This window comes from Pseudomonas sp. ZT5P21 (genome assembly GCF_054897785.1).
Genome location: NZ_CM142705.1, coordinates 4,628,589 through 4,646,217, shown reverse-complemented (window position 1 = coordinate 4,646,217; position 17,629 = coordinate 4,628,589). Strand labels below are relative to the sequence as shown.

Sequence of the window (17,629 nt, the reverse complement as noted above, 5' to 3'; positions counted from 1 at the left end):
TCGCTCGCGAAAAACGTCAACGATGACGCGGGCAGCCTGAATGAACGTGGCGCTCTTACGTTCTTCGCGAGCAAGCTCGCTCCTACAAAGATGCGGTTTCTGCAGTAGGAATTGTTTATTTCCCACCACTCCCCGCCACACTCTCACCACCCCGTGTCAGGTAATAAGCGCCGAGAATCGGCAGCATGGTCACCATCATCACCAGCATCGCGACGACGTTGGTCACCGGCACGTCCCGTGGGCGGCTGAGCTGGTTGAGCAGCCACAGCGGCAAGGTGCGTTCATGGCCGGCGGTGAAGGTAGTAACGATGATTTCGTCGAATGACAGCGCAAACGCGAGCATGCCGCCGGCGAGCAATGCCGAGCCCAGATTCGGCAGGACGATGTAGCGGAAGGTCTGCCAGCCATCGGCGCCGAGGTCCATCGACGCTTCGATCAAACTGTGCGAAGTACGGCGCAAACGGGCAATGACGTTGTTGTAGACGATCACCACACAGAAGGTCGCGTGGCCGACGATGATGGTGAACATGCCCGGTTCGATCCCCAGGGTTTTGAACGTCGCCAGCAACGCGATCCCGGTAATGATTCCCGGCAATGCAATCGGCAGAATCAGCATCAGCGAAATACCTTGCTTGCCGAAGAAATCCCGCCGGTACAACGCCGCCGAAGCCAGCGTGCCGAGGACCAGCGCAATCAGCGTCGCAACAGAGGCGATCTGCAGCGACAGCTTGATCGCTTCCAGCACGTCCGGGCGCGAGAAGGCCACGCCGATCCACTTAAGGGTGAAGCCCTTGGGCGGAAAACTGAATGCCGTGTCTTCGGTGTTGAAGGCGTAAAGGAAGATGATCAGGATCGGGAAGTGCAGAAACACCAACCCGCCCCAGGCTGCGATTTTTAATCCTATAGAAGCTTTCTCAGAGTGCATCGAAGGCCCCCATTCGTTTTACGATAGTCAGGTAAATGGCGATCAACACGATCGGCACCAGCGTGAAGGCGGCCGCCATCGGCATGTTGCCGATCGCGCCTTGCTGGGCGTACACCATGCTGCCGATGAAGTAGCCCGGCGGGCCCACCAGTTGCGGCACGATGAAGTCGCCCAGGGTCAGCGAAAACGTGAAGATCGAACCGGCGGCGATGCCCGGAATCGACAGCGGCAGAATCACCTGCATAAAGGTCTGGCGCGGCTTGGCCCCGAGGTCGGCGGAGGCTTGCAGCAGTGACGGCGGCAAACGCTCTAGCGACGCCTGAATCGGCAAAATCATGAACGGCAGCCAGATGTAGACGAACACCATGAAGCGGCCCAGGTGCGAGGTCGACAACGTGCTGCCACCCACCCCCGGAATGCCCAGCACGAACTGCAAGACCGGCTCCAGCCCAAGGTGTTGAACGAACCACTGCGCCACGCCGCCCTTGGCCAGTAGCAACGTCCAGGCGTAGGCCTTGACGATGTAACTGGCCCACATCGGCATCATCACCGCGATGTAGAAAAACGCCTTGGTTTTACCCGTCGTGTAACGCGCCATGTAGTAGGCAATCGGGAACGCAACGACGGCGCTGGCGATCGACACCACGACGGCCATGCTCAAGGTGCGCAGAATGATGTCGAAGTTCGAGGGCTGGAACAGCGCGGCGAAGTTCGCCAGGGTCAGGTCGGGCGTGACCGCCATGGTGAAGTCGTCGAAGGTGTAGAAGCCTTGCCACAGCAACACCAGCAGCGAACCGAGGTAGATCGCGCCGAACCATAACAGCGGCGGCACCAGCAGCAGTGACAGGTAAAAGTTCGGCCGGCGATACAGCAGGTTGGAAAACCTGCGCAACGGCGAGCCGTCGGCCGGGGTTTGAGGGAGTGCCACGCTAGTCATCTCACACCCCACCGGCAACGGTGTCGTGCAGCGGGATCATTGCTTCCCGCGCCCAGCGTGCGCTGATGCGTTGCCCGGTCTGGTGTTGGGCGCTGACGTCCAGCCACTGGTTGTTGGCCTGGCTTATGTTCAGTGTCTGGCCGTTTTCCAGTTTCAGTTCATAGCGAGTGGCGCTGCCCTGATACTGAATGTCGTGGAGCAAACCACTGACTTCGATTTCGTGACTGGCCAGCGGTCCCTCGGAGAATCGCACGTGTTCCGGGCGGATCGAAAACGGCTGCGGGTTACCGCTGAGCTGCTGCGCCAGATCTCCGCGGATCACGTTGGAGGTGCCGACGAATTCCGCGACAAAGGTGGTCGCGGGTTTCATGTAGAGGTTGCGCGGCGTGTCGACCTGCTCGATGCGCCCCTTGTTGAAAACGGCCACGCGGTCGGACATCGACAGCGCCTCGGTCTGATCGTGGGTGACGAAGATGAAAGTGATGCCGAGCTGGCGTTGCAGCTTCTTCAGCTCACTCTGCATTTGCTCGCGCAGCTTCAAATCGAGGGCGCCGAGGGGTTCGTCAAGCAGCAGCACCCGAGGGCGATTGACCAAGGCGCGGGCCAGGGCCACACGCTGACGCTGACCGCCGGAGAGTTGCACCGGTTTACGCTCGCCGTAGCCGCCGAGGGCGACCATGTCGAGGGCTTCTTCGGCGCGTTTGCGGCGTTCTGTTTTGCCGACGCCTTTGACTTTCAAACCATAGGCCACGTTGTCGAGCACGTTCATGTGCGGGAACAACGCGTAATCCTGAAACACGGTGTTTACATCACGTTCATACGGCGGCAGCCCGGCGGCTTCGTTGCCATGAATCCGGATGGAACCTGCGCTCGGTTGTTCGAAACCGGCGATCAGGCGCAAACAGGTGGTTTTGCCCGAGCCGGAAGGGCCCAGCATGGAAAAGAACTCGCCGTCCTGGATGTCGATGGAAACCCGGTCTACGGCTTTCACTTCGCCGAAAAGACGGGAAACGTTGGTGAACTGGACTGCAAGCGTCATGGTGCGAGAACTCCGAAAATCTGAATCTTTAGAAGCATCGCGAGCAAGCTCGCTCCCACAGGTTTTGTGGTGATCTTGTGGGAGCGAGCTTGCTCGCGATGAGGGCCTACCTGCCGCCCATGATCGCGATGTAGTCCTGGGTCCAGCGGCTGTACGGCACGAATTTGCCGCCTTCAGCCTGCGGGGTTTTCCAGAAGGCGATCTTGTCGAACTGGTCGAAACCGTTGGTCTTGCAGCCTTCGGCGCCAAGCAATTCGCTTTCCTTGCACCCCGCGGGAACCGCTGGCAAAGAGCCGAACCAGGCGGCCAGATCACCCTGGACTTTCGGTTGCAGCGACCAGTCCATCCACTTGTAAGCACAGTTCGGGTGCTTGGCGTCGGTGTGCAGCATGGTGGTGTCAGCCCAACCTGTCGCACCTTCTTTTGGAATGACCGAGGCCACCGCCTGCTTGTCCGCTACCAGGCCGTTGACCATGTAGCCCCAGCTGCTGGATGCCACAACGCCTTCGTTCTTGACGTCACTCATCTGCACGGTCGCGTCATGCCAGTAGCGGTGGATCAAAGGCTGCTGTTTACGAAGCAGTTCCAGCACCGCTTTGTATTGCTCTTCGTTGAGCTGGTAGGGGTCCTTGATCCCCAGTTCCGGTCGTTTCGCCTTGAGATAGAGCGCCGCATCGGCAATGTAGATTGGGCCGTCGTAGGCCTGAACCCGGCCCTTGTTGGATTTGCCATCCGACAGGGTCTGTTCCTCGAACACCACACTCCAGCTGTCCGGGGCGGTCTTGAACACGTTGGTGTTGTACATCAACACGTTTGGACCCCACTGATAGGGGGTGCCGTAAGTCTGTTTGTTGACCACGTACCACGGCGCATCTGTCAGACGCGGGTCGAGGCTTTTCCAGTTCGGAATCAACGCGGTGTTGATCGGCTGCACGCGCTTGCCGACGATCAATCGCAAAGAAGCGTCTCCCGACGCGGTCACCAGGTCATAACCACCCTTGGACATCAGGCTGACCATCTCATCGGAGGTCGCGGCCGTTTTGACGTTCACCTTGCAGCCGGTTTCCTTCTCGAAACCGGTCACCCAGTCGTAGGCCTTGTCGCTTTCGCCACGTTCGATGTAACCGGGCCAGGCAACGATATCCAGCTGACCTTCGCCGGCACCGACGGCTTTCAGTGGTTCGGCGGCCTGGATGCTGGCGCTGGCCAGCAGCGCCGTGGTGATTGCACTGAGCAGTGCGGTCTTGTGCACGAACATGGGAATTCCCTCTACTTTAATTATGGTCGGGGCAGTTGTGAACGTGGTGAAGCATGCCGTTAGCGGCTTGTTATTAGCGTAGTCAGAGATGCTGTCCGTGGCGCGCCATGATGTGCCGCACCACGCTGTAGTCCTGGAGCGAATCGCTGGACAAGTCTTTGCCGTAACCCGAACGTTTCAGGCCGCCATGGGGCATTTCGCTCACCAGCATGAAATGGCTGTTGATCCAGGTGCAGCCGTACTGCAAGCGCGCGGCGACCTGCATGGCTTTGTCCAGGTTCTGGGTCCAGACCGAGGACGCCAGGCCGTATTCCGAATCATTGGCCCAGTCCACTGCTTGTTCCAGTTGATCGAAACGGGTCACCGTGACCACCGGCCCGAACACTTCGCGCTGGACGATTTCATCGCTCTGTTTGCAGCCGGCCAGCAGGGTAGGCTGGTAGTAGAAACCTGCACCGGAATGCACCGCCGCGCCGGTTACCCGCTCAATGTGCGGCTGACCGAGGGCGCGTTCGACGAAACTGGCCACACGGTCGCGCTGGCGGGTGCTGATCAACGGGCCGATTTCATTGTCGGCGTCGCGTTTGCCGGCGAAGCGCAAGCTGCTGACTGCCGCGCCGAGTTCGGCCACCAGTCGGTCATGAATCCCGGCCTGTGCATAAATCCGGCAGGCGGCGGTGCAATCCTGGCCGGCGTTGTAGTAACCGTAAGTGCGCACGCCTTCGACCACGGCCTGAATGTCGGCATCGTTGCAGACGATCACCGGGGCCTTGCCGCCGAGTTCAAGGTGAGTGCGCTTCAGGGTTTTCGCCGCGGCCTGGAGGATTTTTTGCCCGGTGACGATATCGCCGGTCAGCGAGACCATGCGGATTTTCGGGTGACTGACCAAGTGGCTGCCCACGCCTTCGCCACCGCCGCAAATGATGTTGATCACGCCGCGCGGCAGGATCTCGGCCAGCGCTGGCGCCAGGGCCAGAATAGACAGCGGTGTGTGCTCGGACGGCTTGAACACCAGCGTGTTGCCGGCGGCGAGGGCCGGGGCGATTTTCCACGCGGCCATCATGATCGGGTAGTTCCACGGCGCAATCGAGGCGACCACGCCAATCGGATCGCGGCGCACCATGCTGGTGTAACCCGGCAGGTATTCACCGCTGAGCTGGCCGGTCTGGCAGCGCACAGCACCCGCGAAGAAGCGGAACACGTCAACCGTTGCGCTCAAGTCGTCCTGACGCGCCAGGTGCAACGGCTTGCCGCAGTTCAGGGATTCGAGTCGGGCGAGCAGATCGGCCTGTTTTTCGATGGCATTGGCAATGTCGAGCAGCAGGTTCGAGCGCTGCTGCGGCGTTGTCCGTGACCAACCGTTAAACGCTCGGTGGGCGGCGAGGATCGCGGCTTCGACTTGCTCGGTGCTGGCTTCGGCGATGTGCGCCAGCACCTCACCGGTGGCCGGGTTGAGAATCGGCTCGACAAACCCTTCACCCGCGACCAGTTCGCCATCGATCAACAACGCGGTAAACAACGGGGTCTGCGCGCCAGCCATTTTTCGGGTTCTCTTTTCTTGTGTGGCCATACTGCTCCCTGTGACTGGGACCGGCCGTCTTATAGATGAATCAAGACTAGTGCCCGGTCCCGAGGTCGACAAATACTAAATACTGAAGGTGGCATTCGATTAAATAGATGGCTTGCGTCCGCCGTGGGGTTGCTCGCGGGCGACGGTCAGGAAAGGGTCCACCAGCGCCGGGCGCGCCGTGCCTCGGCGCCATGCCAGGCCCACGTCGAGGGTCTGGCTCAGGTCGGCAATCGGGCGGGCTTCGATGATGTCGCCTTCCAGCGACCATGGTCGGTATGTCATGTCGGGCTGGATCGACACGCCCAGTCCGGCGGCCACCAGGCTTCGCACCGCTTCGGTGGAGGCGGTTTTAAGGGTGATGCGCGGCTGAAGCGACGCCGCCGACCACATGCGCTGGGCGTTACGGTCCATTTCATCGACGTTCAGTTGAATCAGCGGCTCGCGGGCGACGTCGGCGAGGTTGATGCTGTCGTGTTCCAGCAGGGGATGCTGGGCCGGCAACCACAACCGATGGGGCGAATGGGTCAGTACTTCCGTTTGCAGGGCGTGGCGGTCTTCGAGGTTGGAGAGGATCAAAACGCCGACATCGATCTCGCCGCTGACCAGCAAATGCTCGATATACGGCCGTTCATCCTCCATCACGCGGATCTCGACGTTGGGGTAGGCGCGTTGAAAACGGGTGAGCAAATCCGCGAGGTAGTAACCGGCGACGAGGCTGGTCACGCCGATGATCAATTGCCCGGCGACCTGGTCGGTGCTCTGCTGCAGGCTGCGTTTGGCGTTATCCACCGTCGCCAGAATCAAGTGCGCCTGGCGCAGAAATTGATGGCCTTGGTGGGTCAGCGTCATGCCCTTGGCGTGACGGTTGAACAGCCCTACGCCGATTTCCTGCTCCAGTTGCTGGATCGCCAGGGTCAGTGTCGATTGGGAAATGAACGCGGTCTGCGCGGCGGCCGAGATCGAGCCGGTCTCGGCCACGGCGATGAAATGGCGGATCTGACGCAAAGTCATCATGAGGAATTACCCGGTGGGCGGTTTTTATAGATTCGCGCGAGTGTATATCTTTTTTATCGATGGGCTTTTGGGTGTTACAGGAGATGAGCAACATCTGGAATCACTCTCGCGCGGAGAGGCTGGGCACTTTCGATCTAGGCTGGTGGCCTTAAGTGTCTGGTTGAAGCCCTTTCGTGGAGGCGGCAAATGATTACCCGTGGATTGCTCGATCAACTACTCAAATCTGGCCAGGACCTGTTGCAGAACAAGGCCGGCGGCACGCACAACTCGCAGAACAACTCGCAGAACAAGGCGTCCAGCGGCGGTTTGGGCGGGTTGCTCGGCGGCGGCGGTGGGTCAGGCGGTCTTGGCGGCTTGCTCTCGGGCGCGGGTGGTGGCGCACTGGCGGCGGGCGCCATGGGCCTGTTGATCGGCAACAAGAAGGTCCGCAAGGTCGGCGGTAAAGTCGCGATCTATGGCGGCCTCGCGGCATTGGGCGTTATTGCCTACAAGGCCTACGGCAACTGGCAGGCCCAGCAGGGCACTGCGTCGAGGAGCGAACCGCAAACCGTTGACCGCGTGCCGGCGGCGCAGGTCGAGCTACACAGTCAGGCGATCCTCAAGGCGCTGGTGGCCGCGGCCAAGGCTGACGGTCATGTCGATGAGCGCGAGCGTGCGTTGATCGAAGGCGAGTTCACCAAACTCGACAACGATCAGGAACTGCAGCACTGGCTGCACGCCGAACTCAACAAACCCCTCGATCCAACCGATGTAGCGCGCGCCGCCAGCACCCCGGAAATGGCCGCCGAGATGTACATCGCCAGCGTGATGCTGGTGGATGAGGAAAACTTCATGGAGAAGTCTTACCTGGATGAACTGGCGCGACAGTTGAAGCTGGAACCGGGCTTGAAGGCCGAGCTGGAAAAACAGGTGCGCGAGGCTTCTTTGTAGGCCTTCAGACCGCCATCGCGAGCAAGCTCGGCTCCTCAGGTCTCGTGTCGACCCCAAATGGTGTGTTCGACACGAGACCTGTAGGAGCCGAGCTTGCTCGCGATGGCGTATTCAGCGGCACTGCATCGCTTAATAGCCAATTCACGGCCCATCCCATCCTGATCACCACTGGCAACCACCTGTTTTATTAATGAAACACCGCCCTCGGCTATACTCCCCGGAATTTGAAACGGCTCCGAGGACTGACTGTGAAGAACTGGACGTTGCGCCAACGCATTTTGGCGAGCTTTGCGGTGATTATCGCCATCATGTTGCTGATGGTCGTCGTCTCGTATTCGCGGCTGTTGAAGATCGAGGTCAGCGAAGACAGCGTACGTGACGACGCGCTTCCCGGGGTCTATTACAGTTCGATGATTCGTGGCGCCTGGGTCGACAGCTTCCTCCACATCGAGGAGATGCTGGGTCTGAAGGAAGGGCAGGGTATCAGTGCCGAAGATGTCGCCGACCTCAAGAACTATGAAGCGCAAGTGCAGGAAGCGATGAACAACTATCGCGGCACTGTGACTACGGAAGAAGACAGAGTTGAGTTCGCGGCTTTCCAAAAAATCCATCAGGATTACAGCAAGATGCTGGCCGCGGTGTTCGACTTGCATCAGCGCAACCAGCGAGCCGACGCCATCAAGTTGTTCAACGAACAGCTGACCCCGGCGTGGACCGCGGGGCGTCTGAAACTCAATGACATTCTTGTGTACAACAAAGCCGTGGCAGATCAGGCCATGGCGGACATCCATGACGCCGTGCTCACCGCTGAAGTCATCATGGGCATTTCCCTGCTGGTGGCGGTATTGGCCGCCGGCCTCTGCGGCCTGTTGCTGATGCGCGCGATCATGGCGCCGATGAACCGCATCGTGCAGATCCTCGAAATCATGCGTACCGGCGACCTCAGCGGCCGCTTGAACCTGGAGCGAAAGGACGAATTCGGCGCCGTGGAAACCGGCTTCAACGACATGATGACCGAGCTCACTTCGCTGGTGTCCCAGGCTCAGCGCTCGTCGGTGCAGGTCACGACTTCGGTCACCGAAATCGCCGCCACCTCCAAACAGCAGCAAGCCACCGCCACTGAAACCGCCGCCACCACCACCGAGATCGGCGCGACATCCCGTGAAATCGCAGCCACCTCGCGCGATCTGGTGCGCACCATGACCGAAGTGTCGACCGCTGCCGATCAAGCCTCGGTGGCCGCCGGTTCCGGACAGCAGGGCCTGGCGCGGATGGAAGAGACCATGCACTCGGTGATGGGCGCCGCAGATCTGGTCAACGCCAAGCTGGCGATCCTCAACGAGAAAGCCGGCAACATCAATCAGGTGGTCGTGACCATCGTCAAGGTGGCGGACCAGACTAACCTGCTGTCTTTGAATGCGGCCATCGAAGCCGAAAAAGCTGGTGAATACGGCCGCGGGTTTGCCGTGGTCGCCACCGAAGTACGGCGCCTGGCGGACCAGACGGCCGTGGCCACTTATGACATCGAGCAGATGGTGCGCGAGATCCAGTCGGCGGTGTCGGCCGGGGTCATGGGCATGGACAAATTCTCCGAAGAAGTGCGCCGCGGCATGTCCGAGGTGCAGCAGGTCGGCGAGCAGCTGTCGCAGATCATCCATCAGGTTCAGGCGCTGGCGCCGCGGGTGTTGATGGTCAACGAAGGCATGCAGGCGCAGGCCACCGGTGCCGAACAGATCAACCACGCGCTGGTGCAGTTGGGCGATGCGAGTAGCCAGACCGTCGAGTCCCTGCGTCAGGCCAGTTTCGCCATCGACGAGTTGAGCCAGGTGGCCGTCGGGCTGCGTAGCGGCGTTTCGCGATTCAAAGTCTGATGAGCGAACTCACGGCCAAACGCATCGCCGTGAAGCCGGCGATGCATGCGTTGTTCCTGGTGTTTCGCATCGGCAGCGAACGCTATGCCCTGCAAGCGATCGAGGTGGCGGAAGTGCTGCCGCGCCTGCCGTTGAAGCCGATTCCCCGGGCGCCCGATTGGGTTGCCGGCGTGTTCGCCTATCGCGGCGCAGTGGTGCCGGTAGTCGACCTCAGTGCGCTGACGTTCGGTTCACCGGCTCAGGCCCGCACCAGCACGCGATTGGTGCTGGTCAATTACCGTCCAGATGAAACCGTTGAAGCGCAGTTGCTCGGGCTGATCCTGGAGCAGGCAACCGATACGCTGCGCTGCGACCCGGCGGATTTTCAGCCTTATGGCCTCGACAATCGCCAGGCACCTTACCTCGGGCCTGTACGGGAAGATGCGCAAGGTTTGCTGCAGTGGGTGCGCGTCGCCGATCTGCTGGATGAGCAGGTTCGCGCGCTGTTGTTTCCATCACCGCCGCTGGATCTGGCGTCGTTCGAGGAGCGGCCATGAGCAGCGATCAGCGGTTTTTCGATTTTCTCAAGGAACGCATCGGCCTTGACGTGACCTCAGTGGGGCCGGCGATCATCGAGCGTGCCGTGCGCCAGCGCAGCACTGTGTCCCGGTCGCAGACGGCCGACGACTATTGGCACACCTTGCAGGGCTCGCGGGATGAGCAGCAAGCGCTGATCGAAGCGGTGATCGTTCCCGAAACCTGGTTTTTCCGTTACCCGGAATCCTTTGCCACCCTGGCGAAACTGGCGGCCAAACGACTGGCTGACATCAACAACATGCGCGCGCTGCGAATCCTCAGCTTGCCGTGTTCCACCGGCGAAGAACCCTATTCCATTGCCATGGCGCTACTGGATGCCGGATTCAAGCCGCACCAGTTCAAAGTCGAAGGCATGGACGTCAGCCCGTTGTCGGTGGAAAAAGCCAAACGCGCGCTGTACGGCAAGAACTCGTTTCGTGGCCAGGACATCGCGTTTCGCGAACGGCATTTCATCGTTGAAGACGATGGCTACCACCTCAGCGAGCGAGTACTGGAACAGGTGCGTTTGCAGGTCGGCAATCTGCTGGATCCGGCGTTGCTGGCCAGCGAACCACCGTATGACTTTGTGTTTTGCCGCAACCTGCTGATCTATTTCGATCAGCCCACCCAGCAACAAGTGTTTGAAGTACTCAAGCGCTTGACCCATGTCGACGGTGTGCTGTTTATCGGCCCGGCCGAGGGTAGTTTGGTGGGGCGCTTTGGCATGCGCTCGATTGGAATCCCGCAATCTTTCGCGTTCAGTCGTCAGAGCGCACCTGCGTCTGAGCCTGTTTCAGCCTTTGTGCCGACACCGCCGCCGGCGCGTCAGCCGATTCGCAGCGCGCCGCCGCCCGTGCACCACCGGCCTTTCGCAACCGTGACGCCGCTGCCAGTGGCGACCCAGGCCGCCAACCTGGGCGCCGCCTCGCTGCTGGCGAACATCGCCGCACTGGCCAATGAAGGCAAAAGCGCTGATGCCCGTGCGGCGTGCGAAAGCTATTTGCGCAGCCATGAACCGGTGGGCCAGGTGTTTTACTGGCTGGGACTGCTCAGCGATGTCGCCGGCAGCGCCCTTGAAGCACAGGGGTTTTATCGCAAGGCGTTATACCTCGAACCGCAACATCCCGACGCGTTGATGCACCTGGCGGCTTTGCTGCAATCCCAGGGCGACACCGCGGGCGCCCGACGATTGCAGGACCGCGCCGCTCGTAACGAGCGCGCTGACAGTGAGCGCAAACGATGAATGCCGTCGACACCTTCAGCCTCACCCATGCAGATGCCCAGGCCATCGACGATTGCTGGAACCGCATCGGTATCCACGGCGACAAGTCCTGCCCGCTGCTGATCGAGCACATTCATTGCCGCAATTGCGCGGTGTATTCAGCCGCCGCTACGCGTTTGCTGGACCGCTACGCGTTGCAGCAGGAAGACCGTGGGCAGGTCTCCGTCGCGGTAGAAAGCGATGTGAAGACCCGTTCATTGTTGATGTTTCGCCTCGGCGAAGAATGGCTGGGCCTGGCCACCCGCAGCCTGGTGGAAGTGGCGCCGCTGCAAGCCATTCATTCGCTGCCGCACCAGCGCTCCCGGGCTTTGCTCGGTGTGGCGAACGTGCGCGGCGCGCTGGTGGCGTGCCTTTCGCTGGTGGAACTGCTTGGGCTGGACGGCGCCAGCAGCGTGGCGTCCGGCGCGCGCGTGATGCCGCGGATGTTGATCATTGCTGCCCACGGTGGGCCGGTGGTGGTGCCAGTGGACGAAGTCGACGGCATCCATGCCATCGACGAGCGCACCCTCGACGCGGCGTCCCGGTCCGGCAGCCAGGCGAGCGCCAAATACACCCGTGGCGTGTTGCAGTTCAAAGGTCGCAGCCTGCGTTGGCTGGATGAAGAACAGCTACTCACTGCCGTGACCCGGAGCCTCACATGACCCCCGAGCAAATGCGCGATGCCTCTTTGCTGGAACTGTTCAGCCTGGAAGCCGAGGCCCAGACCCTGGTGTTGAGCACGGGGCTGCTGGCGCTTGAACGCGATCCCACCCAGGCCGATTACCTCGAATCGTGCATGCGTGCGGCCCACTCGCTCAAAGGCGCGGCGCGAATTGTCGGCGTCGATGCCGGCGTCAGCGTTGCCCATGTGATGGAAGATTACCTGGTCAGCGCCCAGGAAGGCCGGTTGTATCTGCGGCCCGAGCACATTGATGCCTTGCTGCAAGGCACCGATTTGCTGATGCGCATCGCCACGCCGAACAACGCACCAGCGCCTGCGGATATCGAAGCTTACGTCGTCTTGATGGGACGGCTGCTTGTTCACATGGCGACGGTTGCCCCCATCGCGCCGCCGATGGCAGAACTTCAGCTCGAACCGCCGACGCCCAAGGTTGAGCCGCCCATGCCGGCCGCCACCGAAGCCCCCCCGGCAGCGCCCGCCGAGCCAGCGCCCAAGACCAAACGCACCACCGAAAACGGTGAGCGAGTCTTGCGGGTCACGGCCGAACGTTTGAACAGCCTGCTCGACCTGTCGAGCAAGTCCCTGGTGGAAACCCTGCGGCTCAAACCGCACCTGGCCACCATGCAGCGTTTGAAGCGCATGCAGAACAACGGCCTGCGGGCGCTGGAAAATCTCAACGTCCATCTCAAGGAACAGACCTTGAGCCTGGAGGCTCGGGAAGCCCTCGACGATGCTCGCCGGTTGCTAGCCGGATCCCAGCAATTGCTGGTGGAAAAGAACGCCGAACTGGATGAATTCGCCTGGCAGGCCAGTCAGCGTGCGCAAGTCTTGTACGACACGGCGCTGGCCTGTCGCATGCGGCCGTTTGCCGATGTGCTGAGCGGGCAAGTACGCATGGTTCGCGACCTGGGCCGCAGCCTTGGCAAACAGGTGCGGCTGGAGATCGAGGGCGAGAAAATCCAGGTCGACCGCGACGTCCTGGAAAAACTCGAAGCGCCGCTGACGCATCTGCTGCGCAATGCCGTCGACCACGGCATCGAATCCCCGGAGCTGCGACTGCTGGCCGGTAAACCGGAAGAAGGTTTGATCCGCTTGCGCGCGTCCCATCAGGCCGGTCTGCTGGTGCTGGAACTGAGCGATGACGGCAACGGCGTCGATCTGGAAAAGGTCCGCCGCAGCATCATCGAACGACAGTTGTCCCCGCCCGACACCGCCGCGCAGTTGAGTGAAGAGGAGCTGCTGACGTTTCTGTTCCTGCCAGGCTTCAGTCTGCGGGACAAGGTCACCGAGGTGTCCGGACGTGGCGTCGGCCTCGACGCGGTTCAGCACATGGTCCGCCAATTGCGCGGCGCGGTGGTGCTGGAGCAGACGGCGGGAGAGGGCAGTCGTTTTCACCTCGAAGTGCCGTTGACGCTGTCGGTGGTGCGCAGCCTGGTGGTGGAGGTTGGCGACGAGGCGTATGCGTTTCCGCTGGCTCACATCGAGCGCATGTGCGACCTGGAGCCGGCGGACATCGTGCAGGTCGAAGGCCGTCAGCACTTCTGGTACGAAGGCCGGCACGTCGGATTGGTCGCCGCGAGCCAATTGCTCCAGCGCCCGGCGAGTCAGAACAGTCAGCAAACCCTCAAGGTCGTGGTGATCCGCGAGCGCGATGCAATCTACGGTGTCGCGGTCGAGCGGTTTATCGGCGAGCGCACGCTGGTGGTCCTGCCGCTGGATGAGCGCCTGGGCAAAGTACAGGACATCTCCGCTGGCGCCTTGCTCGACGACGGTTCGGTGGTGCTGATTGTCGACGTCGAAGACATGCTGCGGTCAGTGGATAAACTGCTCGATACCGGTCGCCTGGAACGTATTGCCCGCCACAATAATCAGGCGGCCGAAGCGGCGCGCAAACGGGTCCTGGTGGTCGACGATTCGCTGACCGTCCGCGAGTTGCAGCGCAAGCTGTTGCTCAGTCGCGGCTACGACGTGGCCGTGGCGGTGGATGGCATGGATGGCTGGAACGCCTTGCGTTCGGAGGATTTCGATCTGCTGATTACCGATATCGACATGCCGCGCATGGACGGCATCGAACTGGTGTCTTTATTGCGCCGGGACAATAGATTGCAATCGCTACCGGTTATGGTGGTGTCTTACAAGGATCGAGAAGAGGACCGTCGTCGTGGACTGGACGCCGGCGCCGACTATTATCTAGCCAAGGCCAGTTTTCATGACGACGCCCTGCTTGATGCAGTGGTTGAGCTCATCGGAGGAGCGCGAGCATGAAAATCGCAATCGTCAACGACATGCCCATGGCGGTAGAGGCTCTGCGTCGCGCCTTAGCATTTGATCCGGCGCATCAGGTGATCTGGGTTGCCAGCAATGGGGCCGAGGCGGTGCAACGGTGCGTGGAATACACCCCGGACTTGATCCTGATGGACCTGATCATGCCGGTGATGGACGGCGTCGAGGCGACTCGGCGGATCATGGCCGAGACGCCGTGCGCCATTGTGATTGTCACGGTCGACCGCCAGCAGAACGTGCACCGGGTGTTCGAGGCCATGGGGCATGGGGCGCTGGATGTGGTCGATACGCCGGCAATCGGTACCGGCAATGCCCAGGAAGCGGCGGCACCGCTGCTGCGCAAAATTCTGAACATCAGCTGGTTGATCGGCGACAACGGCAACCGGGTGCGACCCGCGCCGGGTTCAATGCGCAACGCGGGCTCCCGACAAAAACTGATCGCCATCGGTTCGTCTGCCGGCGGACCGGCAGCACTGGAAGTACTGCTCAAGGGGCTGCCGCGGGATTTCCCGGCCGCTATTGTGCTGGTGCAGCACGTCGACCAGGTGTTCGCCGCCGGCATGGCGGAGTGGCTCAGCAGCGCCAGCGGCCTGAACGTGCGCCTGGCCAGGGAAGGCGAGCCGCCGCAGGCGGGCACCGTGCTGCTGGCCGGCACCAACCACCATATTCGCTTGTTGAAAAACGGCACGCTGGTGTACACAGCCGAGCCGGTCAACGAGATCTATCGGCCCTCGATCGATGTGTTTTTCGAGAGCGTGGCCAGTTACTGGAACGGCGATGCCGTGGGTGTTTTGTTGACCGGTATGGGGCGCGATGGCGCACAGGGGCTTAAACTCATGCGTCAACAGGGTTACCTGACCATCGCTCAGGACCAACAAAGCAGCGCGGTGTATGGCATGCCGAAAGCGGCTGCGGCCATCGACGCGGCTGTAGAGGTTCGCCCGCTGGACAAGATAGCGCCTCGATTGCTGGAGATTTTCGCCAAATGACTACGCTTAGCAGCAATCCTGGCCCAGGCAGTACTCAGGTGACCGCACATGAATGAATTACAGCTCGACGGTTTCAAGACCGACGAAAACGCCGCCATGGTGTTGTTGGTGGACGACCAGGCCATGATCGGCGAAGCGGTGCGCCGCGGGTTGTCGAATGAAGAAAACATCGACTTCCACTTCTGCTCCGATCCGCATCAGGCGATTGCCCATGCGGTCCGGATCAAGCCGACCGTAATCCTTCAGGATCTGGTCATGCCTGGCCTCGATGGCCTGAGCCTGGTGCGCGAATACCGCAATCACCCGGCCACCAAGGACATTCCGATCATTGTGCTGTCGACCAAGGAAGACCCGCTGATCAAAAGCGCGGCGTTCGCGGCCGGGGCTAATGATTACCTGGTCAAACTGCCGGATAACATCGAACTGGTGGCGCGCATCCGCTATCACTCGCGCTCCTACATGACCCTGCTGCAACGCGACGCGGCGTACCGCGCGTTGCGGGTCAGCCAGCAGCAATTGCTCGACACCAACCTGGTGCTGCAACGCCTGATGAACTCGGATGGCCTGACCGGGCTGTCAAACCGTCGTCACTTCGACGAATACCTGGAGCTGGAATGGCGCCGTTCCTTGCGTGATCAGAGCCAACTGTCGTTGTTGATGATCGATGTGGATTACTTCAAATCCTACAACGACAACTTTGGCCACCTCGAAGGCGACGAAGCCCTGCGTAAAGTCGCCACAGCCATCCGTGACGCCAGCGCCCGCCCTTCAGACTTGCCGGCCCGTTATGGCGGCGAAGAGTTCGTGCTGGTCCTGCCGAATACCTCGCCCGGCGGCGCGCGACTGGTAGCGGAGAAACTGCGCCAGACCGTGGCCGCGCTGAAGATCCCGCACATTTCGCCGACCGAAGGTTCAAGCCTGACTATCAGCATCGGCTTGTCGACCATGACCCCGCAACCGGGCTCCGATTGCCGACAATTGATCCTGGCTGCAGACAAGGGGCTGTACCTGGCGAAGGACAACGGGCGTAATCAGGTGGGGATTGAGTGAACCAGCGGGTTCATTCGCCTCGAAAGCCGCCAGGCGGGCTGCCGTGACAGCTTGATTACGGTATACTCGCCGGCTTTCAAAAGTTCGCCAACGAGTGCTGCCCGCCATGGAAATCAACCCGATCCTTAACAGTATCAAGGACCTGTCCGAGCGCTCCGAAACTATTCGGGGGTATCTTTGACTACGATCAAAAGCATGAGCGTCTGACTGAAGTCAATCGCGAGCTTGAAGATCCGAATGTCTGGAATAACCCGTCGTACGCTCAGGAACTGGGCCGCGAGCGGTCCCTGCTGGCGCAGATCGTCGAAACCCTCGACGAAATGCACTCCGGCCTGGCCGACGCCAAAGACCTGCTGCTGATGTCCGCAGAGGAAGAAGACCAGGCCGCCGTCGATGACGTCGCTGCCGAAGTCGAGCGTCTGCGCGAGTCCCTGGAAAAACTCGAATTCCGTCGCATGTTCAGCGGTGAGATGGACGCCAATAACGCCTACCTGGACATCCAGGCCGGCTCCGGCGGCACCGAGGCTCAGGACTGGGCCAACATCCTGCTGCGCATGTACCTGCGCTGGGCTGACAAACGCGGTTTCGACGCGACCATCATGGAGCTGTCAGCCGGTGAAGTCGCCGGGATCAAAGGCGCCACCGTGCACATCAAGGGCGAATACGCCTTTGGCTGGCTGCGTACCGAGATCGGCGTGCACCGTCTGGTGCGCAAGAGCCCGTTCGACTCCGGCAACCGTCGCCACACCTCGTTCTCGGCTGTGTTCGTGTCGCCGGAAATCGATGACAACATCGAAATCGACATCAACCCGTCGGACCTGCGTATCGACACCTACCGTTCCTCCGGTGCCGGTGGTCAACACGTAAACACCACCGACTCGGCCGTACGGATTACCCACGTACCGTCCAACACCGTGGTCAGCTGCCAGAACGAACGCTCCCAGCACGCCAACAAAGACACCGCGATGAAAATGTTGCGGGCGCGCTTGTACGAGCAGGAAGTGCAGAAACGCAACGCCGCCTCGCAAGCACTGGAAGACACCAAGTCGGACATCGGCTGGGGTCACCAGATCCGCTCTTACGTGCTCGATGCGTCGCGAATCAAGGATTTGCGCACTAACATCGAGCGCAGCGACTGCGACAAGGTGCTCGACGGCGACATCGACGAATACCTGGTGGCCAGCCTGAAACAAGGCCTGTAAGAAATACGACGATCCCCTGTAGGAGCCGGCTTGCTGGCGATCCCCGGCCACAGGCCGGGGGCA

At 61.0% G+C, this 17,629-nt stretch carries 15 protein-coding genes; 9 read left to right on the top strand and 6 right to left on the bottom strand.

The features are described 5' to 3' along the window. Positions 1-115: 115 nt before the first annotated feature. The 6 genes from ACYZT9_RS21575 to ACYZT9_RS21550 all read right to left on the bottom strand — a co-directional run bounded on the left by ACYZT9_RS21575 (position 116) and on the right by ACYZT9_RS21550 (position 6,743). Positions 116-925, bottom strand: a complete 810-nt coding sequence (locus ACYZT9_RS21575; protein ID WP_462007327.1) for an ABC transporter permease — start codon at positions 923-925, stop codon at positions 116-118. Beyond that, positions 915-1,862, bottom strand: coding sequence for an ABC transporter permease (locus ACYZT9_RS21570; protein ID WP_462007326.1), 948 nt, complete (start codon positions 1,860-1,862; stop codon positions 915-917). The genes ACYZT9_RS21575 and ACYZT9_RS21570 overlap by 11 nt, the downstream gene beginning before the upstream one ends. A gap of 1 nt (position 1,863) precedes the next feature. Beyond that, positions 1,864-2,901, bottom strand: coding sequence for an ABC transporter ATP-binding protein (locus tag ACYZT9_RS21565; protein ID WP_461951670.1), 1,038 nt, complete (start codon positions 2,899-2,901; stop codon positions 1,864-1,866). 106 nt (positions 2,902-3,007) lie between these two features. Beyond that, positions 3,008-4,159, bottom strand: coding sequence for a putative ABC transporter substrate-binding protein YdcS (gene ydcS, locus ACYZT9_RS21560; protein ID WP_462007325.1), 1,152 nt, complete (start codon positions 4,157-4,159; stop codon positions 3,008-3,010). 82 nt (positions 4,160-4,241) lie between these two features. Then, positions 4,242-5,699: a gamma-aminobutyraldehyde dehydrogenase gene (locus ACYZT9_RS21555; protein ID WP_462010267.1), complete on the bottom strand. Its 1,458-nt coding sequence runs from the start codon at positions 5,697-5,699 to the stop codon at positions 4,242-4,244. A gap of 129 nt (positions 5,700-5,828) precedes the next feature. Continuing rightward, positions 5,829-6,743: a LysR family transcriptional regulator gene (locus ACYZT9_RS21550; protein WP_192228470.1), complete on the bottom strand. Its 915-nt coding sequence runs from the start codon at positions 6,741-6,743 to the stop codon at positions 5,829-5,831. Between the two features lie 186 nt (positions 6,744-6,929). On the opposite strand from ACYZT9_RS21550, the gene ACYZT9_RS21545 reads away from it, so the two are divergent. The 9 genes from ACYZT9_RS21545 to prfB all read left to right on the top strand — a co-directional run bounded on the left by ACYZT9_RS21545 (position 6,930) and on the right by prfB (position 17,566). Beyond that, positions 6,930-7,673 carry a tellurite resistance TerB family protein gene (locus ACYZT9_RS21545; RefSeq protein WP_462007324.1) on the top strand — a complete coding sequence of 248 codons (744 nt, stop codon included), beginning with the start codon at positions 6,930-6,932 and terminating at the stop codon, positions 7,671-7,673. Positions 7,674-7,921: 248 nt separating this feature from the next. Then, a complete protein-coding gene (locus tag ACYZT9_RS21540) occupies positions 7,922-9,544 on the top strand; it encodes a methyl-accepting chemotaxis protein (protein ID WP_462007323.1) in 1,623 nt (540 codons plus the stop codon). Continuing rightward, a complete protein-coding gene (locus ACYZT9_RS21535; RefSeq protein ID WP_462007322.1) occupies positions 9,544-10,080 on the top strand; it encodes a chemotaxis protein CheW in 537 nt (178 codons plus the stop codon). The genes ACYZT9_RS21540 and ACYZT9_RS21535 overlap by 1 nt, the downstream gene beginning before the upstream one ends. Continuing rightward, positions 10,077-11,342, top strand: coding sequence for a CheR family methyltransferase (locus tag ACYZT9_RS21530; RefSeq protein WP_462007321.1), 1,266 nt, complete (start codon positions 10,077-10,079; stop codon positions 11,340-11,342). The genes ACYZT9_RS21535 and ACYZT9_RS21530 overlap by 4 nt, the downstream gene beginning before the upstream one ends. Beyond that, positions 11,339-12,022, top strand: a complete 684-nt coding sequence (locus ACYZT9_RS21525; protein ID WP_462007320.1) for a chemotaxis protein CheW — start codon at positions 11,339-11,341, stop codon at positions 12,020-12,022. Before ACYZT9_RS21530 ends, ACYZT9_RS21525 begins: the two co-directional genes overlap by 4 nt. Then, positions 12,019-14,307, top strand: a complete 2,289-nt coding sequence (locus tag ACYZT9_RS21520; protein ID WP_462007319.1) for a response regulator — start codon at positions 12,019-12,021, stop codon at positions 14,305-14,307. Before ACYZT9_RS21525 ends, ACYZT9_RS21520 begins: the two co-directional genes overlap by 4 nt. Next, a complete protein-coding gene (gene cheB, locus ACYZT9_RS21515) occupies positions 14,304-15,314 on the top strand; it encodes a chemotaxis-specific protein-glutamate methyltransferase CheB (RefSeq protein WP_462007318.1) in 1,011 nt (336 codons plus the stop codon). Before ACYZT9_RS21520 ends, cheB begins: the two co-directional genes overlap by 4 nt. A 48-nt stretch (positions 15,315-15,362) precedes the next feature. Further along, positions 15,363-16,364: a diguanylate cyclase domain-containing protein gene (locus ACYZT9_RS21510; RefSeq protein WP_462007317.1), complete on the top strand. Its 1,002-nt coding sequence runs from the start codon at positions 15,363-15,365 to the stop codon at positions 16,362-16,364. Between the two features lie 106 nt (positions 16,365-16,470). Beyond that, positions 16,471-17,566 (top strand): peptide chain release factor 2 gene (gene prfB / locus ACYZT9_RS21505; protein WP_462007316.1). Its coding sequence is split into 2 segments (ribosomal slippage): positions 16,471-16,542 and positions 16,544-17,566, totalling 1,095 coding nucleotides; the frame shifts between segments, so codons are not numbered across the junction. Positions 17,567-17,629: the final 63 nt, after the last annotated feature.

Bases quoted from the DNA above. Each gene is read 5' to 3' on its own strand.
- ACYZT9_RS21575 (WP_462007327.1), bottom strand. From the start codon at position 925: ATGCACTCTGAGAAAGCTTCTATAGGATTAAAAATCGCAGCCTGGGGC.
- ACYZT9_RS21570 (WP_462007326.1), bottom strand. From the start codon at position 1,862: ATGACTAGCGTGGCACTCCCTCAAACCCCGGCCGACGGCTCGCCGTTG.
- ACYZT9_RS21565 (WP_461951670.1), bottom strand. From the start codon at position 2,901: ATGACGCTTGCAGTCCAGTTCACCAACGTTTCCCGTCTTTTCGGCGAA.
- ydcS (WP_462007325.1), bottom strand. From the start codon at position 4,159: ATGTTCGTGCACAAGACCGCACTGCTCAGTGCAATCACCACGGCGCTG.
- ACYZT9_RS21555 (WP_462010267.1), bottom strand. From the start codon at position 5,699: ATGGCTGGCGCGCAGACCCCGTTGTTTACCGCGTTGTTGATCGATGGC.
- ACYZT9_RS21550 (WP_192228470.1), bottom strand. From the start codon at position 6,743: ATGATGACTTTGCGTCAGATCCGCCATTTCATCGCCGTGGCCGAGACC.
- ACYZT9_RS21545 (WP_462007324.1), top strand. From the start codon at position 6,930: ATGATTACCCGTGGATTGCTCGATCAACTACTCAAATCTGGCCAGGAC.
- ACYZT9_RS21535 (WP_462007322.1), top strand. From the start codon at position 9,544: ATGAGCGAACTCACGGCCAAACGCATCGCCGTGAAGCCGGCGATGCAT.
- ACYZT9_RS21530 (WP_462007321.1), top strand. From the start codon at position 10,077: ATGAGCAGCGATCAGCGGTTTTTCGATTTTCTCAAGGAACGCATCGGC.
- ACYZT9_RS21525 (WP_462007320.1), top strand. From the start codon at position 11,339: ATGAATGCCGTCGACACCTTCAGCCTCACCCATGCAGATGCCCAGGCC.
- ACYZT9_RS21520 (WP_462007319.1), top strand. From the start codon at position 12,019: ATGACCCCCGAGCAAATGCGCGATGCCTCTTTGCTGGAACTGTTCAGC.
- cheB (WP_462007318.1), top strand. From the start codon at position 14,304: ATGAAAATCGCAATCGTCAACGACATGCCCATGGCGGTAGAGGCTCTG.
- ACYZT9_RS21510 (WP_462007317.1), top strand. From the start codon at position 15,363: ATGAATGAATTACAGCTCGACGGTTTCAAGACCGACGAAAACGCCGCC.